Annotated in this window: 14 protein-coding genes; 5 read left to right on the plus strand and 9 right to left on the minus strand. The window is 57.3% G+C overall.

The window, feature by feature from the left end; translation table 11 throughout:
• The first annotated feature begins 123 nt into the window (after nucleotides 1-123).
• The gene (locus ACIPF8_RS03375; RefSeq protein ID WP_400417095.1) at nucleotides 124-744 is read left to right on the plus strand and encodes a 50S ribosomal protein L25/general stress protein Ctc; all 621 of its coding nucleotides are present in this window, start codon (nucleotides 124-126) and stop codon (nucleotides 742-744) included.
• Between the two features lie 206 nt (nucleotides 745-950).
• On the plus strand, nucleotides 951-1,538 hold the full coding sequence (pth, locus tag ACIPF8_RS03380) for an aminoacyl-tRNA hydrolase (RefSeq protein WP_400417096.1): 588 nt from the start codon (nucleotides 951-953) through the stop codon (nucleotides 1,536-1,538).
• 40 nt (nucleotides 1,539-1,578) lie between these two features.
• Here pth and ACIPF8_RS03385 read toward each other — a convergent pair whose 3' ends face one another.
• Nucleotides 1,579-2,058, minus strand: a complete 480-nt coding sequence (locus ACIPF8_RS03385; RefSeq protein WP_400417098.1) for a GtrA family protein — start codon at nucleotides 2,056-2,058, stop codon at nucleotides 1,579-1,581.
• Nucleotides 2,000-2,989: a glycosyltransferase family 2 protein gene (locus ACIPF8_RS03390; RefSeq protein WP_400417100.1), complete on the minus strand. Its 990-nt coding sequence runs from the start codon at nucleotides 2,987-2,989 to the stop codon at nucleotides 2,000-2,002. The genes ACIPF8_RS03385 and ACIPF8_RS03390 overlap by 59 nt, the downstream gene beginning before the upstream one ends.
• Nucleotides 2,990-3,238: 249 nt before the next feature.
• Between ACIPF8_RS03390 and ACIPF8_RS03395 the strand changes: the two genes are divergently transcribed.
• A complete protein-coding gene (locus ACIPF8_RS03395) occupies nucleotides 3,239-4,669 on the plus strand; it encodes a DUF6056 family protein (protein WP_400417102.1) in 1,431 nt (476 codons plus the stop codon).
• Nucleotides 4,670-4,932: 263 nt separating this feature from the next.
• The gene (gene ychF / locus ACIPF8_RS03400) at nucleotides 4,933-6,024 is read left to right on the plus strand and encodes a redox-regulated ATPase YchF (protein ID WP_400417104.1); all 1,092 of its coding nucleotides are present in this window, start codon (nucleotides 4,933-4,935) and stop codon (nucleotides 6,022-6,024) included.
• 81 nt (nucleotides 6,025-6,105) lie between these two features.
• On the opposite strand, the gene shiA is transcribed toward ychF, so the two are convergent.
• From shiA to ACIPF8_RS03435, 7 genes are all read right to left on the minus strand, one after another.
• Nucleotides 6,106-7,467 (minus strand): shikimate transporter, encoded by a 1,362-nt coding sequence (shiA, locus tag ACIPF8_RS03405; RefSeq protein ID WP_400417106.1) that lies wholly within the window; start codon nucleotides 7,465-7,467, stop codon nucleotides 6,106-6,108.
• A gap of 112 nt (nucleotides 7,468-7,579) precedes the next feature.
• Nucleotides 7,580-8,926 carry an MFS transporter gene (locus ACIPF8_RS03410; protein ID WP_400417107.1) on the minus strand — a complete coding sequence of 449 codons (1,347 nt, stop codon included), beginning with the start codon at nucleotides 8,924-8,926 and terminating at the stop codon, nucleotides 7,580-7,582.
• Nucleotides 8,927-9,007: 81 nt separating this feature from the next.
• Nucleotides 9,008-10,129 carry a porin gene (locus ACIPF8_RS03415; RefSeq protein ID WP_400417109.1) on the minus strand — a complete coding sequence of 374 codons (1,122 nt, stop codon included), beginning with the start codon at nucleotides 10,127-10,129 and terminating at the stop codon, nucleotides 9,008-9,010.
• 104 nt (nucleotides 10,130-10,233) lie between these two features.
• Nucleotides 10,234-10,707, minus strand: a complete 474-nt coding sequence (aroQ, locus tag ACIPF8_RS03420; protein ID WP_400417111.1) for a type II 3-dehydroquinate dehydratase — start codon at nucleotides 10,705-10,707, stop codon at nucleotides 10,234-10,236.
• Nucleotides 10,708-10,783: 76 nt separating this feature from the next.
• Nucleotides 10,784-11,671 (minus strand): sugar phosphate isomerase/epimerase family protein, encoded by an 888-nt coding sequence (locus tag ACIPF8_RS03425; protein WP_400417113.1) that lies wholly within the window; start codon nucleotides 11,669-11,671, stop codon nucleotides 10,784-10,786.
• A complete protein-coding gene (locus ACIPF8_RS03430; protein ID WP_400417115.1) occupies nucleotides 11,668-12,516 on the minus strand; it encodes a shikimate dehydrogenase family protein in 849 nt (282 codons plus the stop codon). The genes ACIPF8_RS03425 and ACIPF8_RS03430 overlap by 4 nt, the downstream gene beginning before the upstream one ends.
• Nucleotides 12,509-13,393, minus strand: coding sequence for a 4-hydroxyphenylpyruvate dioxygenase (locus tag ACIPF8_RS03435; protein ID WP_400417117.1), 885 nt, complete (start codon nucleotides 13,391-13,393; stop codon nucleotides 12,509-12,511). The genes ACIPF8_RS03430 and ACIPF8_RS03435 overlap by 8 nt, the downstream gene beginning before the upstream one ends.
• Nucleotides 13,394-13,520: 127 nt before the next feature.
• Between ACIPF8_RS03435 and ACIPF8_RS03440 the strand changes: the two genes are divergently transcribed.
• Entirely contained in the window at nucleotides 13,521-14,306 is a 786-nt protein-coding gene (locus ACIPF8_RS03440; protein ID WP_400417119.1) for an IclR family transcriptional regulator C-terminal domain-containing protein, read from the plus strand.
• Nucleotides 14,307-14,344: the final 38 nt, after the last annotated feature.

Here is a 14,344-nt window from a genome sequence, read left to right on the forward strand (position 1 = left end):
TTTATAGGTTTTATTGTTTTTGTATCTGGCAACAGGTGCAGAGATGACCTTAAATCCCCTGGTCGCGGGGGATTTTTACCGCCGGGCCATCGTAAATAGTCCGGCACACAATGGAGCTTCAAAATGAAAGTAATCGCATTTGTACGCAAAGAGCAGGGGACCGGAGCGAGCCGCCGCCTGCGCAATGCTGGCCAAACACCAGGTATCGTTTATGGTGGTTCCGACGCGCCGGTCAATATCTCGCTGGACCACAATGCGCTGTACCACGCGCTGAAAAAAGAAACTTTCCACTCCTCGATCCTCGATCTCGAAATCGACGGCAAGGTACAGAAAGTTCTGCTGCGCGACTTCCAAGTCCACGCATACAAGCAACTGGTCCTGCACGCTGACTTCCAGCGCGTCGACGCTAAACAAGCTATCCACGTTAAAGTGCCTCTGCACTTCATCAATGCAGAAGTCGCTCCTGCAGTGAAGCTGTCCGGCGCCATCATCAGCCACGTTTTGACCGAACTGGACATCTCCTGCCTGCCAGCTGATCTGCCAGAGTTCGTCGAAGTCGACCTGACCAGCATCGAAGTCGGTCACTCGATCCACTTGGCTGACCTGAAGCTGCCAAAGGGCGTTTCCGCTGTATCGCAAGAAAACCTGACGATCGCTACTGCATCGATCCCAGCCGGTAAAGTTGAAGCTGATGCGCCTGCCGCAGCAGCTGCACCAGCCGCTGACGCTGCTGACAAGAAGTAATCATCGTCGTATTTGCCGGAGCGTATCCCGGCTGAAAAACCCGCCCTCCGTGGCGGGTTTTTTTATTGCCGGCTGCATGCCTGGCAGGAGCGCACACCGAATGGACGGAAGCATGCAATATCCGCGATAATCGGCGCTGTTGCTGGATCAGCTCGAAACAGGCCATTCCCCTGCCCTGTCGCTCCAGAGAAAAAAGAGAAAACACCATGTCAATCCGTCTCATCGTCGGCCTCGGCAATCCCGGCCCGGAATACGAACAAACCCGCCATAACGCCGGCTTCTGGCTGGTCGACAACCTGGCCAACGATCTCGGCCGCAACCTGGCCCGCGAATCCCGCTTCAACGCGTTCGCCGCCAAGGCCAGCATCGCCGGCCAGGAAGTGTGGCTGCTGGAGCCGCAAACCTTCATGAATCGCTCTGGCCAGTCGGTCGGCGCGATCGCGCGCTTCTACAAGATCGCCGCCGAAGAAATCCTGGTGGTGCACGATGAACTGGATCTGCCGCCCGGCAGCGCCAAGCTCAAAAAGGGCGGCTCTTCGGGCGGCCACAACGGTTTGAAGGACATCACGGCAGCGCTCGGCACCCAGGATTACTGGCGCCTGCGACTGGGCATCGGCCATCCGCGTACATTGAACCTGCAGCAGGTAGTCGCCGATTTCGTATTGCACCGCCCGCGCAAGGATGAACAGCCGCTGATCGACGATGCGATTGCGGCCAGCCTGAAAATCATTCCCATGCTGTGTGAAGGCAAATTCGAAGCGGCGACGATGCAGTTGCATACGGCCGCCAAGTAACACCGCTAACACCGCTGAGCAGCGCCGCTGTAGCAGTTGCTTACCTGGCCGATCGGTTGAACGTCCAGAGTGCGTTGGAAATGTAGTTAACGCACAAGATGAAAATCGTCACCGCGAGTTGGGCAATCAGGTAGTTCACATGCATGCGCTCTACCAGCAGATACATCAGCCCGGCATTGAGCGCCAGGCTGACTGCGGCGATCAAAAAGAAACGCGGAGCGGTCTGATGGAATTGCTGCTTGCTTTTGAAGGTGAGCCGGTGATTCAGGAAAAAATTCCATATCGCGCCGGCTATTGATCCAGCGATGGTGCCGACCATGGCGCTGCGGCCAAGCAGTTCGACCAACGACAACAGAATCGCATAATGAATCAGCGTCCCCGTCGCACCGACCACGGCGAATACGACGAATTGTAATAGGGAGAGACGGCTGGCTGCTGCCACGGACTCGGCGTCGCGCATATCACCCATAAGCTTGCGCATCCGGGCTGGTTTCGCTTGCCACATCTTCGGTGTGGCCATGATGTTTGCGAATAACATAGATCGGCCTTTGCTTGCTTTCCATATAGATGCGGCCGATATACTCTCCCAGGATGCCGATGCCGAGCAATTGCAGGCTGCCGAAAAATAAAATTGCGACCAGCAGGGAGGCATAGCCCGGCACATCGATACCGTGAATCAGGGTCCGGAAAACGATATATAAGGCGTAGCAAAGCGTAATCGCCGTGCCGCCGGCGCCGACGTAGGTCATCAGCTTGAGTGGCGCCGTACTGAAACTGGTTATTCCCTCAAGCGCAAAATTCCAGAGCTTCCATCCCGAGAACTTGGTGTTGCCGACAGTGCGCGCATTCCGCGTATAGTCGACCACCGCGGTCTTGAAACCCACCCATGCAAACAAGCCCTTCATGAAGCGTTGGCGCTCCGGCAGGGCTTTAAGGACATCAACTGCGACGCGATCCATCAGGCGGAAGTCGCCGACATTTTCCGGGATCTTGATATGCGTGAGGCGATTGTGGATGCGATAGAACAACTCGGCCGTCTTGCGCTTCAGGAATGTATCCGAACTACGGTCGACGCGTCTTGCAAGTACGATCTCTGCGCCCTTCTTCCACTCCGCGATAAGCAGGTGTATGAGTTCCGGCGGGTCCTGAAGATCGGCATCGATCGGGATCACTGCATGGCCAGTTGCAGCATCAATCCCGGCGGTCAGCGCCGCTTCCTTGCCAAAATTCCGTGACAGTTCGACCACGCGGAAACAACTGTCCTTGGCAACGAGCGCCACCAGTTTCTGCAATGTGTCGTCGCTGCTGCCATCGTCGACACAGACGATTTCAAAATCGAATTCAGGAATCGCATTAATGATTTCACGAATTGCTTGATGAAAATGACCGATACCGCCACTTTCGTTGTAGAAGGGCGCCACTATCGAAACGATTCGTTTTTTCGTTGCCATTAATATACTTTTCCAATGCCGTACCGGCCCGTAATCCATCGGTGAATTCAGCGCATTCTACTGAAAAAAGAGAGCTGACCGATACTTCCTGTTGTTATTTCCCGCAAATTCACGCTTATTTACCCGTTTCCTGATTCGGATCGGACATCAAACCACGGACAGGCTATGCCGAATTGCATGTTCCGGTGTTTGCCGAATACAATTTGGCCAGCGCAAGCTCCGCTTGATGCAACACAACCAAGAAAAGAAATGAAATTAAAGACTGAAGAGGTAGGAGTTTTTAGCACGCAAGAAAACCGTGTATTTGATACTCCCAGCGATCGTTTGACCAGTTTTGTCCGCATTGGCGTGCTGACGATCGGCATCATATTCCTGCTGTGGATACTCTGGAACGCGTTTCACGCCATCCCCGCCGCTGACGATTTCTGCTATGGCTTCGGCGCACGTACCCGAGGCGTCCTGCAAAACGTGGTGACAGAATATTTGACTTGGGGAGGTCGTTATACGCCCGCTTTCCTGATCGGTGTATTTGCGGTTTCGGATGAGCTGCTGCTGCACCACTACTACATCGTTCCGCTGCTTATCCTCGCCCTGAATTTTCTGGCGGTGCGACATTTTTTGTCGGTGACCGGGGTGCGCAGCGCCGCCTTCACACTGCTGTTCTTCGTCCTTTTGATGGCAACGTTTCGCATGCGGGAATCCTTGTTCTGGCTCGCGGGCGGCGCCACTTACGGTATTGCATGCGCGCTGTTCCTGGCGCTCATCGCCGAAGAGCTGCGCATATTCAAGGGCAATTTCGCACTCTCAACAAAGCGCGTCGCAGTATTGTCATTGGCCAGCGTATTGCTGGCCAGCTTTAACGAAACAGTCATGCTGGCCCATATCGCACTGCTGTTTCCCCTCGTGATTTGCTGCTTCGTCCGCAAAACACACCGAGCTACCGCCTTTATCCTGGCAGCGGCCATTATTGGCGCCATCATTTCGGCTAGCGCTCCCGGCAATTTTTTGCGCGCGGCGACAATGCCGCAACATATCAATGTGCTATTGGCGGCCGCCGTTGCGCTCAAGCTGATCCTGCTGAAATACGTTGCTTCGTTTTTAGTGAGCCTGCTGCTGTTTTACTGCGTCTTCGCAATCACCCGCCCGCGCAAAGAAATCGCATTCTCGCGACGCTTCGTAGTCGGCTTCTCGGTATTCCTGTTTTTTGCTCTGTGGGCCAGCATTTTTGCCAGAACATTTGTAATGAACGACCTGGGCCCTGAACGTGCGCGAACCATCGACTTCATGCTGGTGAACGTGCTGGGCTTCCTGGTTGCGGCATACCTTCACGCCAGGCCGCGTCCTGCCAAGGCAACCAGACGTAAATCCCTGATGGCCGGCGGTCTGGTGGTCGGCATCATCGCTGTTGTGGCGAGTTTCGCACTCTATCCAAATCACACCTGGAGGCCGGTTGTCGAGGGCTTGACCGCATCCGCCGATTTGCAATCGCTGATGTTGGCGCGTTTTGATGCTGCCAAACGGGCAAAGGGCGTCGCGCTGGAAGTTGCAGGCTACGTTCACGAACCTAAGCCGATCACTTTTTTCAATGAGATCAAAGCAAATCCGGCAGAATGGGAAAACGTTTGTTTTTCACAATATTTCGGATTGACCGAGGTACGCCTCAAGGCAAAACCTGAATAAACCGGCTAGATGGCGCAATATACAACAGCGGTTTGCCGCCTGCCTTTGGATAAGCGGGTCCGGGAGAGTTACAATTGAGGTTTTGGGAGCGGATGGGCGCGAAAGCGGCGAAAGTAGCTGTATCGCCATCCGATATCATTATCGGATACTGCCTCCACATTAATTTCCACTGTGCAATTTCAGAATTCAGCCGAACTCAACCGCAGTTGGCTCGCAAAACGAATATAAAACACAGCTAACCTATTGATTTAGAAAGTTTTTCCATGAGTCTCAAATGCGGCATCGTCGGCCTTCCCAACGTCGGCAAATCGACCCTCTTCAATGCCCTGACCAAAGCGGGCATCCCGGCGGAAAACTACCCTTTCTGCACCATCGAGCCGAACGTCGGCATGGTCGAAGTGCCGGATCCGCGCCTCAAGGCGTTGGCCGAAATCGTCAAGCCTGAGCGCATCCTGCCGGCGACCGTGGAATTTGTCGACATCGCCGGCCTGGTGGCGGGCGCCTCCAAAGGCGAAGGCCTGGGTAACCAGTTCCTCGCGCATATCCGCGAAACCGACGCCATCGTCAACGTCGTGCGCTGCTTTGAAGACGACAACGTGATCCACGTCGCCGGCAAGATCAATCCACTCGACGACATCGACGTCATCCAGACCGAACTGGCGCTGGCCGACATGGGCACGGTGGAAAAAGCGATTCATCGCGAAAACAAGAAAGCCCGTTCCGGCGATAAAGATGCCGCCAAGCTGGTAGCCCTGCTGGAACGCCTGATGCCGGAACTGGACCAGGCCAAGCCGGTCCGCGCCTGCGGCCTCGACGCTGAAGAAATGGCCCTGATCAAGCCGCTGTGCCTGATCACCGCCAAGCCAGCGATGTATGTCGCCAACGTCTCCGACCACGGCTTCACCAACAATCCACTGCTGGATCAACTGACCGCTTACGCGGCTTCACAGAATGCACCTATCGTGGCAATTTGCGCTGCGATCGAATCTGAAATCGCCGACCTCGACGAAGCCGACAAGCAGGAATTCCTGGCCGACATGGGCATGGAAGAGCCGGGCCTGGATCGCCTGATCCGCGCTGCCTTCAAATTGCTCGGCCTGCAAACCTACTTCACCGCAGGCGTCAAGGAAGTGCGCGCCTGGACCATCCACGTTGGCGACACCGGCCCGCAAGCAGCCGGCGTGATCCATACCGATTTCGAACGCGGCTTCATCCGCGCGCAAACCATCGCCTATGACGACTTCATCACTCACAAGGGCGAGCAAGGCGCCAAGGAAGCCGGCAAAATGCGTGCTGAAGGCAAGGAATATGTGGTCAAGGATGGCGACGTGTTGAACTTCCTGTTCAACGTCTGATTTAGCGTATCTGCAAAAGCCCGCTGCGACTCCCTGGAAACAGGGTATCGCAGCGGGCTTTTTTCATTTGATGCCAGCGAATCAGATCACTGATTTCGATCCGGCCGAATGTGAGTAAGACCGAGTTACCTTGACTTGCGGCTCGGAACTTCCTGCCTTCATGCGCCAGGAGACGATTACCGACAGCAGACAGCCACCGGCGAGATACGCCGCCACGGCATGCCATGTGCCATCGACGCCAAGCAGTGCGGTCGCAATGAACGGCGTGAAACCACCGCAGACCACACTGGCGAATTGATAACCGACGCCGGCGCCGCTGTAACGATATTCGGCGCCGAACAACTCGGTAAACAGAGGTTGCTGCACACTCACCACCATGTCGTGCGCAATATTGGCGAGCAACACGGAAAAGATCACGATCCAGACGATCGAACGCGCTTCCATCGCGATGAAAAATGGCACCGACGAAAGCAGGCCGATGATGGCGCCGGTGAGATACACGCGCTTCAGACCAATCCGATCAGCCAGAATGGCAAAGAACGGGATCGTCACGCAACTCACTGCGCCAACCAGCAGGCTGATGTTGAGGAACAGATCGCGCGACATGCCCAGATTCTTGGTCGAATAAGCCAGTGCGAAGGCGGTCACGATATACATCGTGAACATTTCGGCCATACGCAGCGCGATGATCAGCAAGAAGCTCTCGGGATGATTGCGCAGTGCGGTCAGCACCGGTATCTTCTCGGTACGCTCACCGTGGATGCCCACCTTTTTGACAAACTCCTCGGACTCTTCCATCGTCGAACGAATCCATGCTGCAACCAGTACCAGGACAATGCTGACCAGGAAAGGAATGCGCCAGCCCCACGACATGAATGCATCGTTGCCGAGCGTATGGGTAAGAATCGAGACGATACCTGTTGCCAGGACCAGACCAACGCCGTAGCCGACCTGCACCCCACTGCTATAAAACGCCTTCTTGCCTTCCGGCGCACTTTCAACCGCCATCAGCGCGGCCCCGCCCCATTCGCCGCCCACCGCGAAACCTTGCAGCGCCCGCAGCACGACCAGCGCCAGCGGCGCATACCAGCCGATGCTGTCGTAGGTTGGCAGCAATCCGATCAGCGCAGTGGAGACGCCCATCATCATCACCGTGATCACCAACATCCGTTTTCTACCCAGCTTGTCGCCGAAATGTCCGAAAACAATGCCGCCCAGCGGCCGAAACAGAAAGCCGACGCCGAACGTGGCAAACGCGGCAAGTGTGCCGATCGTCGGGCTGGCATTGGGAAAGAACTGCGTGTTGAATACGAGTGCTGCGGTAATGCCGTAAAGCAGGAAATCATACCAGTCGACCACTGCACCGACGAAGCTGCCGAATGCCGCCTTGCGGGATTTTCGATTCGCACTGATTTGTTCGGCCTTCATATTTTTTGCTGTCATTGCTGCGTCTCCAGACATACGGAATCATGCACCCTTAACATCATTATCGCTGGGATTGCGACACATCACGTGCGCAATCCCAACCACGGAACGCCGATGATTTCGCGGAGGCTCAACTTTTTCCCAGTTCGCTCATCGGCGTGCGATAGGTTTCTCGCGCCGTCGCCACCGAGATCGCGGAAATGATTGAAGTAGCGCTCACGAATATCGCCACCGGCATCCAGCCGTGTACGCCGTCTCCCAGGATTGCCGCACTGATCGTCGGTGCAAAACCGCCCAGCGCAAAACCGATCTGGGTGCCGATTGCCATGCCTGACAGGCGCACCTGGGTATTGAACATTTCGCCGTACAAGGATGGCCAGATGCCGTTGGCGGCGCTATAGACGACGCCCGACAACAGCAGGCCGAACACAAAGATGAGCGGGATATTCGCGTGACTGATGCTCCACAGATAGGGCCAGATCAGGCAGGCCGAGGCAAGCGCACCAAAAATGAATACCGGCTTACGGCCAATGCGGTCCGATAGTGCAGCAAAGGCAGGGATTGCGGCCAGCGCCACAACATTGGCCAGGATCAGCACCGTCAGCATCGTTGCGCGCGCAATGTGCATGGTGTTGACCGCGTATGACAGCGTGAATACGCTGAAGATGGTGCTCACCACCGAGATCTGGGCGGCGAAGATGACCCGCGCCAGACTCTTCTTGTGATCGCGTAACAGCACCGCAAGCGGCAGCTTGTTCTTCTTATTCGATTTCTCCTGTTCGAAGGCGGGCGTCTCCGGCAAGGTACGGCGCACCCAGATACCGACCAGCACCACGATCGCACTCAGGAAAAATGGAATGCGCCAGCCCCAGGACAGCAACTGATCTTCCGGCAACGCCGAAATCGGCAGGAACACCAGGGTTGCCAGGATCAGCCCGGCCTGGGTACCGCTCAAGGTGAAACTGGTGAAGAAAGCGCGCCGATGCGATGGTGCATGTTCGAGTGTCATCGAATTGGCGCCGGCCTGCTCGCCCGCCGCCGATATGCCTTGCAACATGCGCAGGACGACCAGCATGATTGGCGCAGCAATGCCGATCTGACCGTAGGTCGGTAGCAAGCCGACCATGAAGGTGGAAACACCCATCAACAGCAAGGTGAAGGTCAGCACTTTCTTGCGACCGTAGCGGTCGCCGATATGGCCCAGCAACACGGCGCCAATTGGCCGCGTGACATAGCCGACGCCGAACGTAGCAAACGCGGCGACGGTGGCGGCTACCGGATCGAACGACGGGAAAAATATCTTGCCGAACACCAGTGCTGCGGCAGTGCCATAGATAAAGAAATCGTAATATTCGACGGCGCTGCCGATCCAGCTGGCCAGCGCCGCCTTGCGCGGAGAGTGCGCGGTTACCGGCTGTGTCGCCTCGGCAGCGGCCTTGGCGGGCATTTTTTGTTGCGATAGTGTAGAGGTAGACATAACGACCTTCTGTGAACTGTGAGTATATTTTCTTGGCATGCCGTGTGGTGATTTTCGTCATGCCGGCATTGAAAAACCCGTCTAGAAACGATGCAGGATGCCGGCTTGCAAGCCGATCAGTCTCTTGCCGTTGATATCGGCCCCTGCCAGGTTGGCCGTGGGGCCGGCGGAACCGCTGAAGCGGAAACCGGCATTGGCATCGTTCTTCATGTAATTGCCAAAGCCGTACAAGGTAGTGCGCTTCGACAAATCGTAATACGCGCCGACGTTGCCACCCTGCGCGCCGGCATCTCCTCCAGACGAATCCTTGATCACACCGTACAGGGCGCCGATCCGCAGTTGTGGATTGATGCGATAGTCGGCCGATACCTGATAGATGTTGTACATGCGTTGCACACTGGCGTTGGTGCCAGGAAATGCATTATTCGGGATGCTGACATTGTTGAGGATGGCTGCTGCGGTATTGCCGCTGGCGCTGGCCGTCACGTTGTTGCTGCGGACATAGGCGAAGTACAGTTTGCCGTGGCCGTAATCGTAGTCGGCGTAGACATTGTGATAGACCACCATCTGCGAATAGGTAGCGTTCGCTGCCGGCTTGGCCCACAATCCGGCGTAACCTGCGCGATACGGGCCATTGGTATAGTCAAGTCCCAGTTGGTACACGCCGCGCGTGCCGACACTTTCGCCCGCAGTTTCGGTGAGCGCGTAGTGGGCATCGGCCTGGAAACCTGCAATGCGTGGTGACTTGTAAGAGATGTCATTGTCATAGCGCGACGGCACGCCGAAGGTATTGATGACTGAGCCGTAGGTGGTGCGTTCGGTGTAATCGATGGCGCCGCCGATGAAGAAAATGATGGTGTTCTGGCGTCCGATACGAAACTCACCCAGCGGCGTATTCATGCCGATCCAGGCCTGGCGGTCAAACAGGCGGCTGGAGTCCGCTGCCGCGCCGGTGTTGGCGTTCAATCCCTGTTCCAGCGTGAACTTGGTCTGGTAACCGCTGCCCAGATCCTCCACGCCGCGCAAGCCAAGGCGGCTGCGCAGGATGGCGCCATCGTTCAGCCCGGTGACACTGTTGCCGCTGCTGCTGTGGATGTAGCCGATGTATTGGTCGATATCGCCGTACAACGTGACGTTGGAATCGGCCTGCGCAAACGCCGAACAACCGGCGAGGCAGCCGGCAACGACTAACTTTCTCTTCATGACATCTCCGTATGATTTATTTTTATGTTTGATCTTCCGCTGCACTGCAAGACGCGTGCAGCGGTTTCCCCTCGGAACCACGAAGCGAGAGGCCTCCGTATTACCTACTGCTTTGATCCGGCCGGCTGCATGGCCAGTGCGGCAATCGCCAACGCATAGCCGTTGACGCCGAAGCCGGCCAGCACTCCCTGCGCTACCGGCGACAGCCATGAGTGCTGGCGGAACGCTTCGCGCGCATGGACATTCGAGATATGTAATTCGATGAGGTGTACGGCGGCGCCCTTGATTGCGTCATGCAGTGCTGCCGACGTGTGGGTGTACGCGCCGGCATTGCACACTACGCCTGCCGACATACCTGCAGCCTGAGCGACGCCCGCTTCGTGGATCCAGTCGATCAGCACGCCTTCATGATTGGACTGGCGAAAATCGAGCGTGAAGCCATACGTGCGGCATGCCTCGCGACATACGGTTTCGACGTCGGCCAGTGTCTGCGCGCCGTATACGGCCGGTTCGCGGCGGCCGAGCAGGTTGAGATTAGGTCCGTTCAGAACCAGAACGGATTTTGGGTGCGGGGTCATGCTGTCTCCTGATTTTTAGCTTTATGGCGCTGCATTGTTTTTGTTATTGGCAGCTGCTTTCATGAATGTCTGGCGCCTATGCCATCGTCGGATGCCCCGCCGTTGGTTGGCGCACCTGCAAGCTGCGCCTCAGGACCTGATCAGTGACCCATTTGGCGGCACGATGCGCGCGGCGGGCGACGATGTCCGGCGACAGTTGCAGGTAATCGTCATTGAATACTTCGAAACTGTAATCGCCGCGATAGCCGCCTCGATCCAGGCGCCGCAGCAAGTCGGACAATTCCTTCGAGTGCGCGCCTTCGCCAGGAAACACGCGCAGATGGCGCGCCGTTTCCAGCCGCTCTTCGGCACTGCGGATATCGCGCCACATGAAATCTGACAGCTGCACCATTGCAATCTTGTGACTGGGAATATCTTCCAAACCATCCAGATCAGCCTGGTTGGCAAGCATGTGGAAGGAATCGATCACCACGCCAAGGTTGGCGTGGTCAGCCATTTCAACCGCTTCCCACGACTGCGTATATTGGTTGACGTGACGGCCCCAGGACAACGCTTCGTAACCAACGCGCACGCCAAGCGGCACCGCCAAGGTCGCCAGTTTGGCGAGGTGCCGCGCGATCACCGGCATGTCGCCACTAGCGTGGCTGGATGTGCTTGAGCACACCATCAGCAACGGCGCGCCGACAGCCTTGCACACCTGCAGCATGTTCTTGGCGATGTCGAGTTTGTATTCGTGCAAAGCGCCGGACAAGCCTTCAAAATCGCGCATGACCTGGATGCCGGTTACGCGTATCCCACTCGCTTTGACCAGGCGTACAGCCTGCTCCAGGCCGCCGGGGTGACCGGCCAAATCCTTGGCCCACAACATGATCTGCGAAAATCCGGCAGCCTTGGAAGCACTCAGCTTCGACTCCAGTGGGCCGGCCAGGGTAATGCTGTCCATGCCAAAGTTACTCAGGTTCATATCGCCTCCAGCGCACGGAATGCATCGGATGACACGCCGGGCCAACCGAACAGTTCGAGATACAGGGGCGCCTGCTCGATCATCATTTCGCGGCCCTTCTGGATACGGCAACCAAGCCGCTGCGCTTCCACCAACAAGCGGGTCATTTCAATTTTCATGCCGCAGTCGGCAACGATGCAGGACGGCTTGATGCCGTTCAGGTCAAACGGCAGTGGATCGTCCTCGGCCATGCCGAGCGGAGTTGAGTTGACCACCAGGTCGTAGCCTTCGGCGCTTGGCGCGCCGATGCTCACTTCCGTTGTCGAGAAGGTTTTTTGCAGGCGCTGACGCAACGCTTCGGCCTGCTCGATGCGCGTGTCATAAATCGCCACATGGCCGATGCCGCGCGCCGCCAACGCTGCCGCCACCGCGCAGCCGACACCGCCACTGCCGACTACCAAGGCTCTGGCGTTCGGCCAATCGAAGCGCGTGCCGGCGCAGGTGCGATCGAATGCCCGGATGAATCCTTCACCGTCGATCAGGTCGCCGATCAAGGTCTGGCCATCCGCGCCTTTGTAGATCGCGTTGCAGGCGCCGGCCAGCACGGCGCGGGAAGTCGGCTGGTCAACCGCTTCGACGCTCATCGGCTTGTGCGGAATCGACACCAGGATGCCGCCCACGTTTTCCGCCGCCATCAGGAGGCGTACCGCCGCGATGTAAGAAGCCGGGGCGATCTTCAACGGGACGACGCGGGCGTCGATATCGTGACGTTTGAAGTAGGCGTTGAACAATGCCGGCGCCTTGACTTGCTCGACCGGCCAGCCGATGACGGGGAAAATACGCGTAGTGCCGGAAATCTCAAGCATGCTGGCTCTCCTGACGGCTGACCACCAACTCGAAACTGATGCCGCTCTTGTACAGCTGCGTCAATGCGCCCTTTTCGCTGGCTTGCGCCGGTTCGCGGTCGATGAAAACAATACCGCGCTGCTTCAGTTGCCGCACCGCTTCCAGCACATCTGGCGCACCCAGGCCGACCCGGATCAATTGTTCGTCCCATTGCAGACCGGCGGCGCCCTCCGGCGGCTCTACCAGTTGCAGGTAAAAACGATGGCAAGGGCTTTCCAGCAACACCCCTTTGGGCAACACGCCGAAATAGCGGCCTTGCGGCAGCGGCCGGAAATCCATCAGTTGCTGATAAAAATCGATCCACTCCGGTGAGCGATCGCGGCCTATGGTTTGCACCACTCCGAAAAAATGCAGGCCTGCCAATGCCGGCGGGTTCGCCGGGGCGTTCAGGATCGGCTTGAAGTCGACGTCGTAGATCGAGAAATCGCGGAAGCGGTCGACAAAGTACAGGATCGAATCGCCAACCCCATGTACGCCTGGGATATTCAGTTCCATCACGCCGGCGCGAGTTTGAATGCCCCAAGCCCCCATCTCGATTGCATGGCGATAGGCGGCGTCAGCATCGCGCACCCGCAAGGCGATGGCGCTGATGACGGTGGCTTGCGGGTCGATGTCGGACTGCGGCAAGGACGACGGATCGGCATTGACGATCACATTCATCGTGCCCTGGCGATACAAGGTCACTTCGCGCGATCGATGGCGGGCGGTGGCGACAAAGCCCATCTGTTCGAGCAAGGCGCCAAGCGCCAGCGGCTGCGCGGTTGCATATTCGACAAATTCGATGCCGTCGATGCCGAGTGGATTGTTCGGTTCCGGATTGTGTTCTTGCACGGTCATGCTGGTCCTTGGCTAAATAGTCAGGCCCAGTATAGGAACGCGATACAGAGAAAAATAGTGTGAAAAACCTGCCATACTGCGCTAATCGCGCAAATGGAGCGATTAGCGCGCATTTTTGAGATTATTTATGATGAAAAAGCCGGAATTGCATGAAGTGGAAGTGGCCAAGCGCGATCTGATTGATGGCTTGATCAAAGGCATCGATGTCATCACCGCATTCAATGACGATACGGTGCGCCTGACCGCCAGCGAACTGGCGGAAAAGGTCGCACTGAGCCGCAGCGCGGCACGCCGTTATTTATTGACGCTAGTGCATATCGGCCTGGCGGCGACTGACGGTCGCAGTTTCTGGCTGACGCCCAAGGTACTCAATCTGGGCCGTTCGTATCTGGATTCGGCGCGGCTGCCGCGTGCCATCGTGCCGTTCCTGCAGCGGCTGACCCTGCAATTGCACGAATCCACCAATTACTCGGTACTGGAAGGCCATGACGTGGTCTACGTCAGCCGCGTCAATGCGCCGCAGCAGTTAACCACCGGCTTCGAGCCCGGCACGCGCTTGCCGGCCTACACCTCGACTGCCGGTCGGGTGTTGCTGTCGGCACTGCCGGATGACGAGTTGCGGGCCTATCTGGATGGGGTCGAGCTGATCGCCTACACGCACCTGACCGTGGTCGACAAGGAGCAGTTGTTCCGCGAACTGGTGGCGATTCGCGAGGACGGTTTCAGTATCACCGAAAACCAGTATGAAATCGGCTTCCGCGGCATTTCAGTGCCGATCAAGAGCCGGCGCGGCGCGCTGATCGGCGCCTTGAGCGTATCGATGATGACATCGAGCTGCTCCAAAGCCGAAGCGGCCGCGCGCTGCGTACCCGCGTTACAAGCCACCGCCAATACCCTGATGCTGTGGGTGTAACCGGCGCAACATCTGACGCAACATCTGACGCGGCACCG

The organism is Collimonas sp. NPDC087041 (genome assembly GCF_044745265.1).
Taxonomy (GTDB): Bacteria; Pseudomonadota; Gammaproteobacteria; order Burkholderiales; family Burkholderiaceae_D; genus Collimonas.

Coding starts and splice junctions, on each gene's coding strand:
- ACIPF8_RS03375 (WP_400417095.1), top strand. CDS start 124: ATGAAAGTAATCGCATTTGTACGCAAAGAGCAGGGGACCGGAGCGAGC.
- pth (WP_400417096.1), top strand. CDS start 951: ATGTCAATCCGTCTCATCGTCGGCCTCGGCAATCCCGGCCCGGAATAC.
- ACIPF8_RS03385 (WP_400417098.1), bottom strand. CDS start 2,058: ATGGCCACACCGAAGATGTGGCAAGCGAAACCAGCCCGGATGCGCAAG.
- ACIPF8_RS03390 (WP_400417100.1), bottom strand. CDS start 2,989: ATGGCAACGAAAAAACGAATCGTTTCGATAGTGGCGCCCTTCTACAAC.
- ACIPF8_RS03395 (WP_400417102.1), top strand. CDS start 3,239: ATGAAATTAAAGACTGAAGAGGTAGGAGTTTTTAGCACGCAAGAAAAC.
- ychF (WP_400417104.1), top strand. CDS start 4,933: ATGAGTCTCAAATGCGGCATCGTCGGCCTTCCCAACGTCGGCAAATCG.
- shiA (WP_400417106.1), bottom strand. CDS start 7,467: ATGACAGCAAAAAATATGAAGGCCGAACAAATCAGTGCGAATCGAAAA.
- ACIPF8_RS03410 (WP_400417107.1), bottom strand. CDS start 8,926: ATGTCTACCTCTACACTATCGCAACAAAAAATGCCCGCCAAGGCCGCT.
- ACIPF8_RS03415 (WP_400417109.1), bottom strand. CDS start 10,129: ATGAAGAGAAAGTTAGTCGTTGCCGGCTGCCTCGCCGGTTGTTCGGCG.
- aroQ (WP_400417111.1), bottom strand. CDS start 10,707: ATGACCCCGCACCCAAAATCCGTTCTGGTTCTGAACGGACCTAATCTC.
- ACIPF8_RS03425 (WP_400417113.1), bottom strand. CDS start 11,671: ATGAACCTGAGTAACTTTGGCATGGACAGCATTACCCTGGCCGGCCCA.
- ACIPF8_RS03430 (WP_400417115.1), bottom strand. CDS start 12,516: ATGCTTGAGATTTCCGGCACTACGCGTATTTTCCCCGTCATCGGCTGG.
- ACIPF8_RS03435 (WP_400417117.1), bottom strand. CDS start 13,393: ATGACCGTGCAAGAACACAATCCGGAACCGAACAATCCACTCGGCATC.
- ACIPF8_RS03440 (WP_400417119.1), top strand. CDS start 13,521: ATGATGAAAAAGCCGGAATTGCATGAAGTGGAAGTGGCCAAGCGCGAT.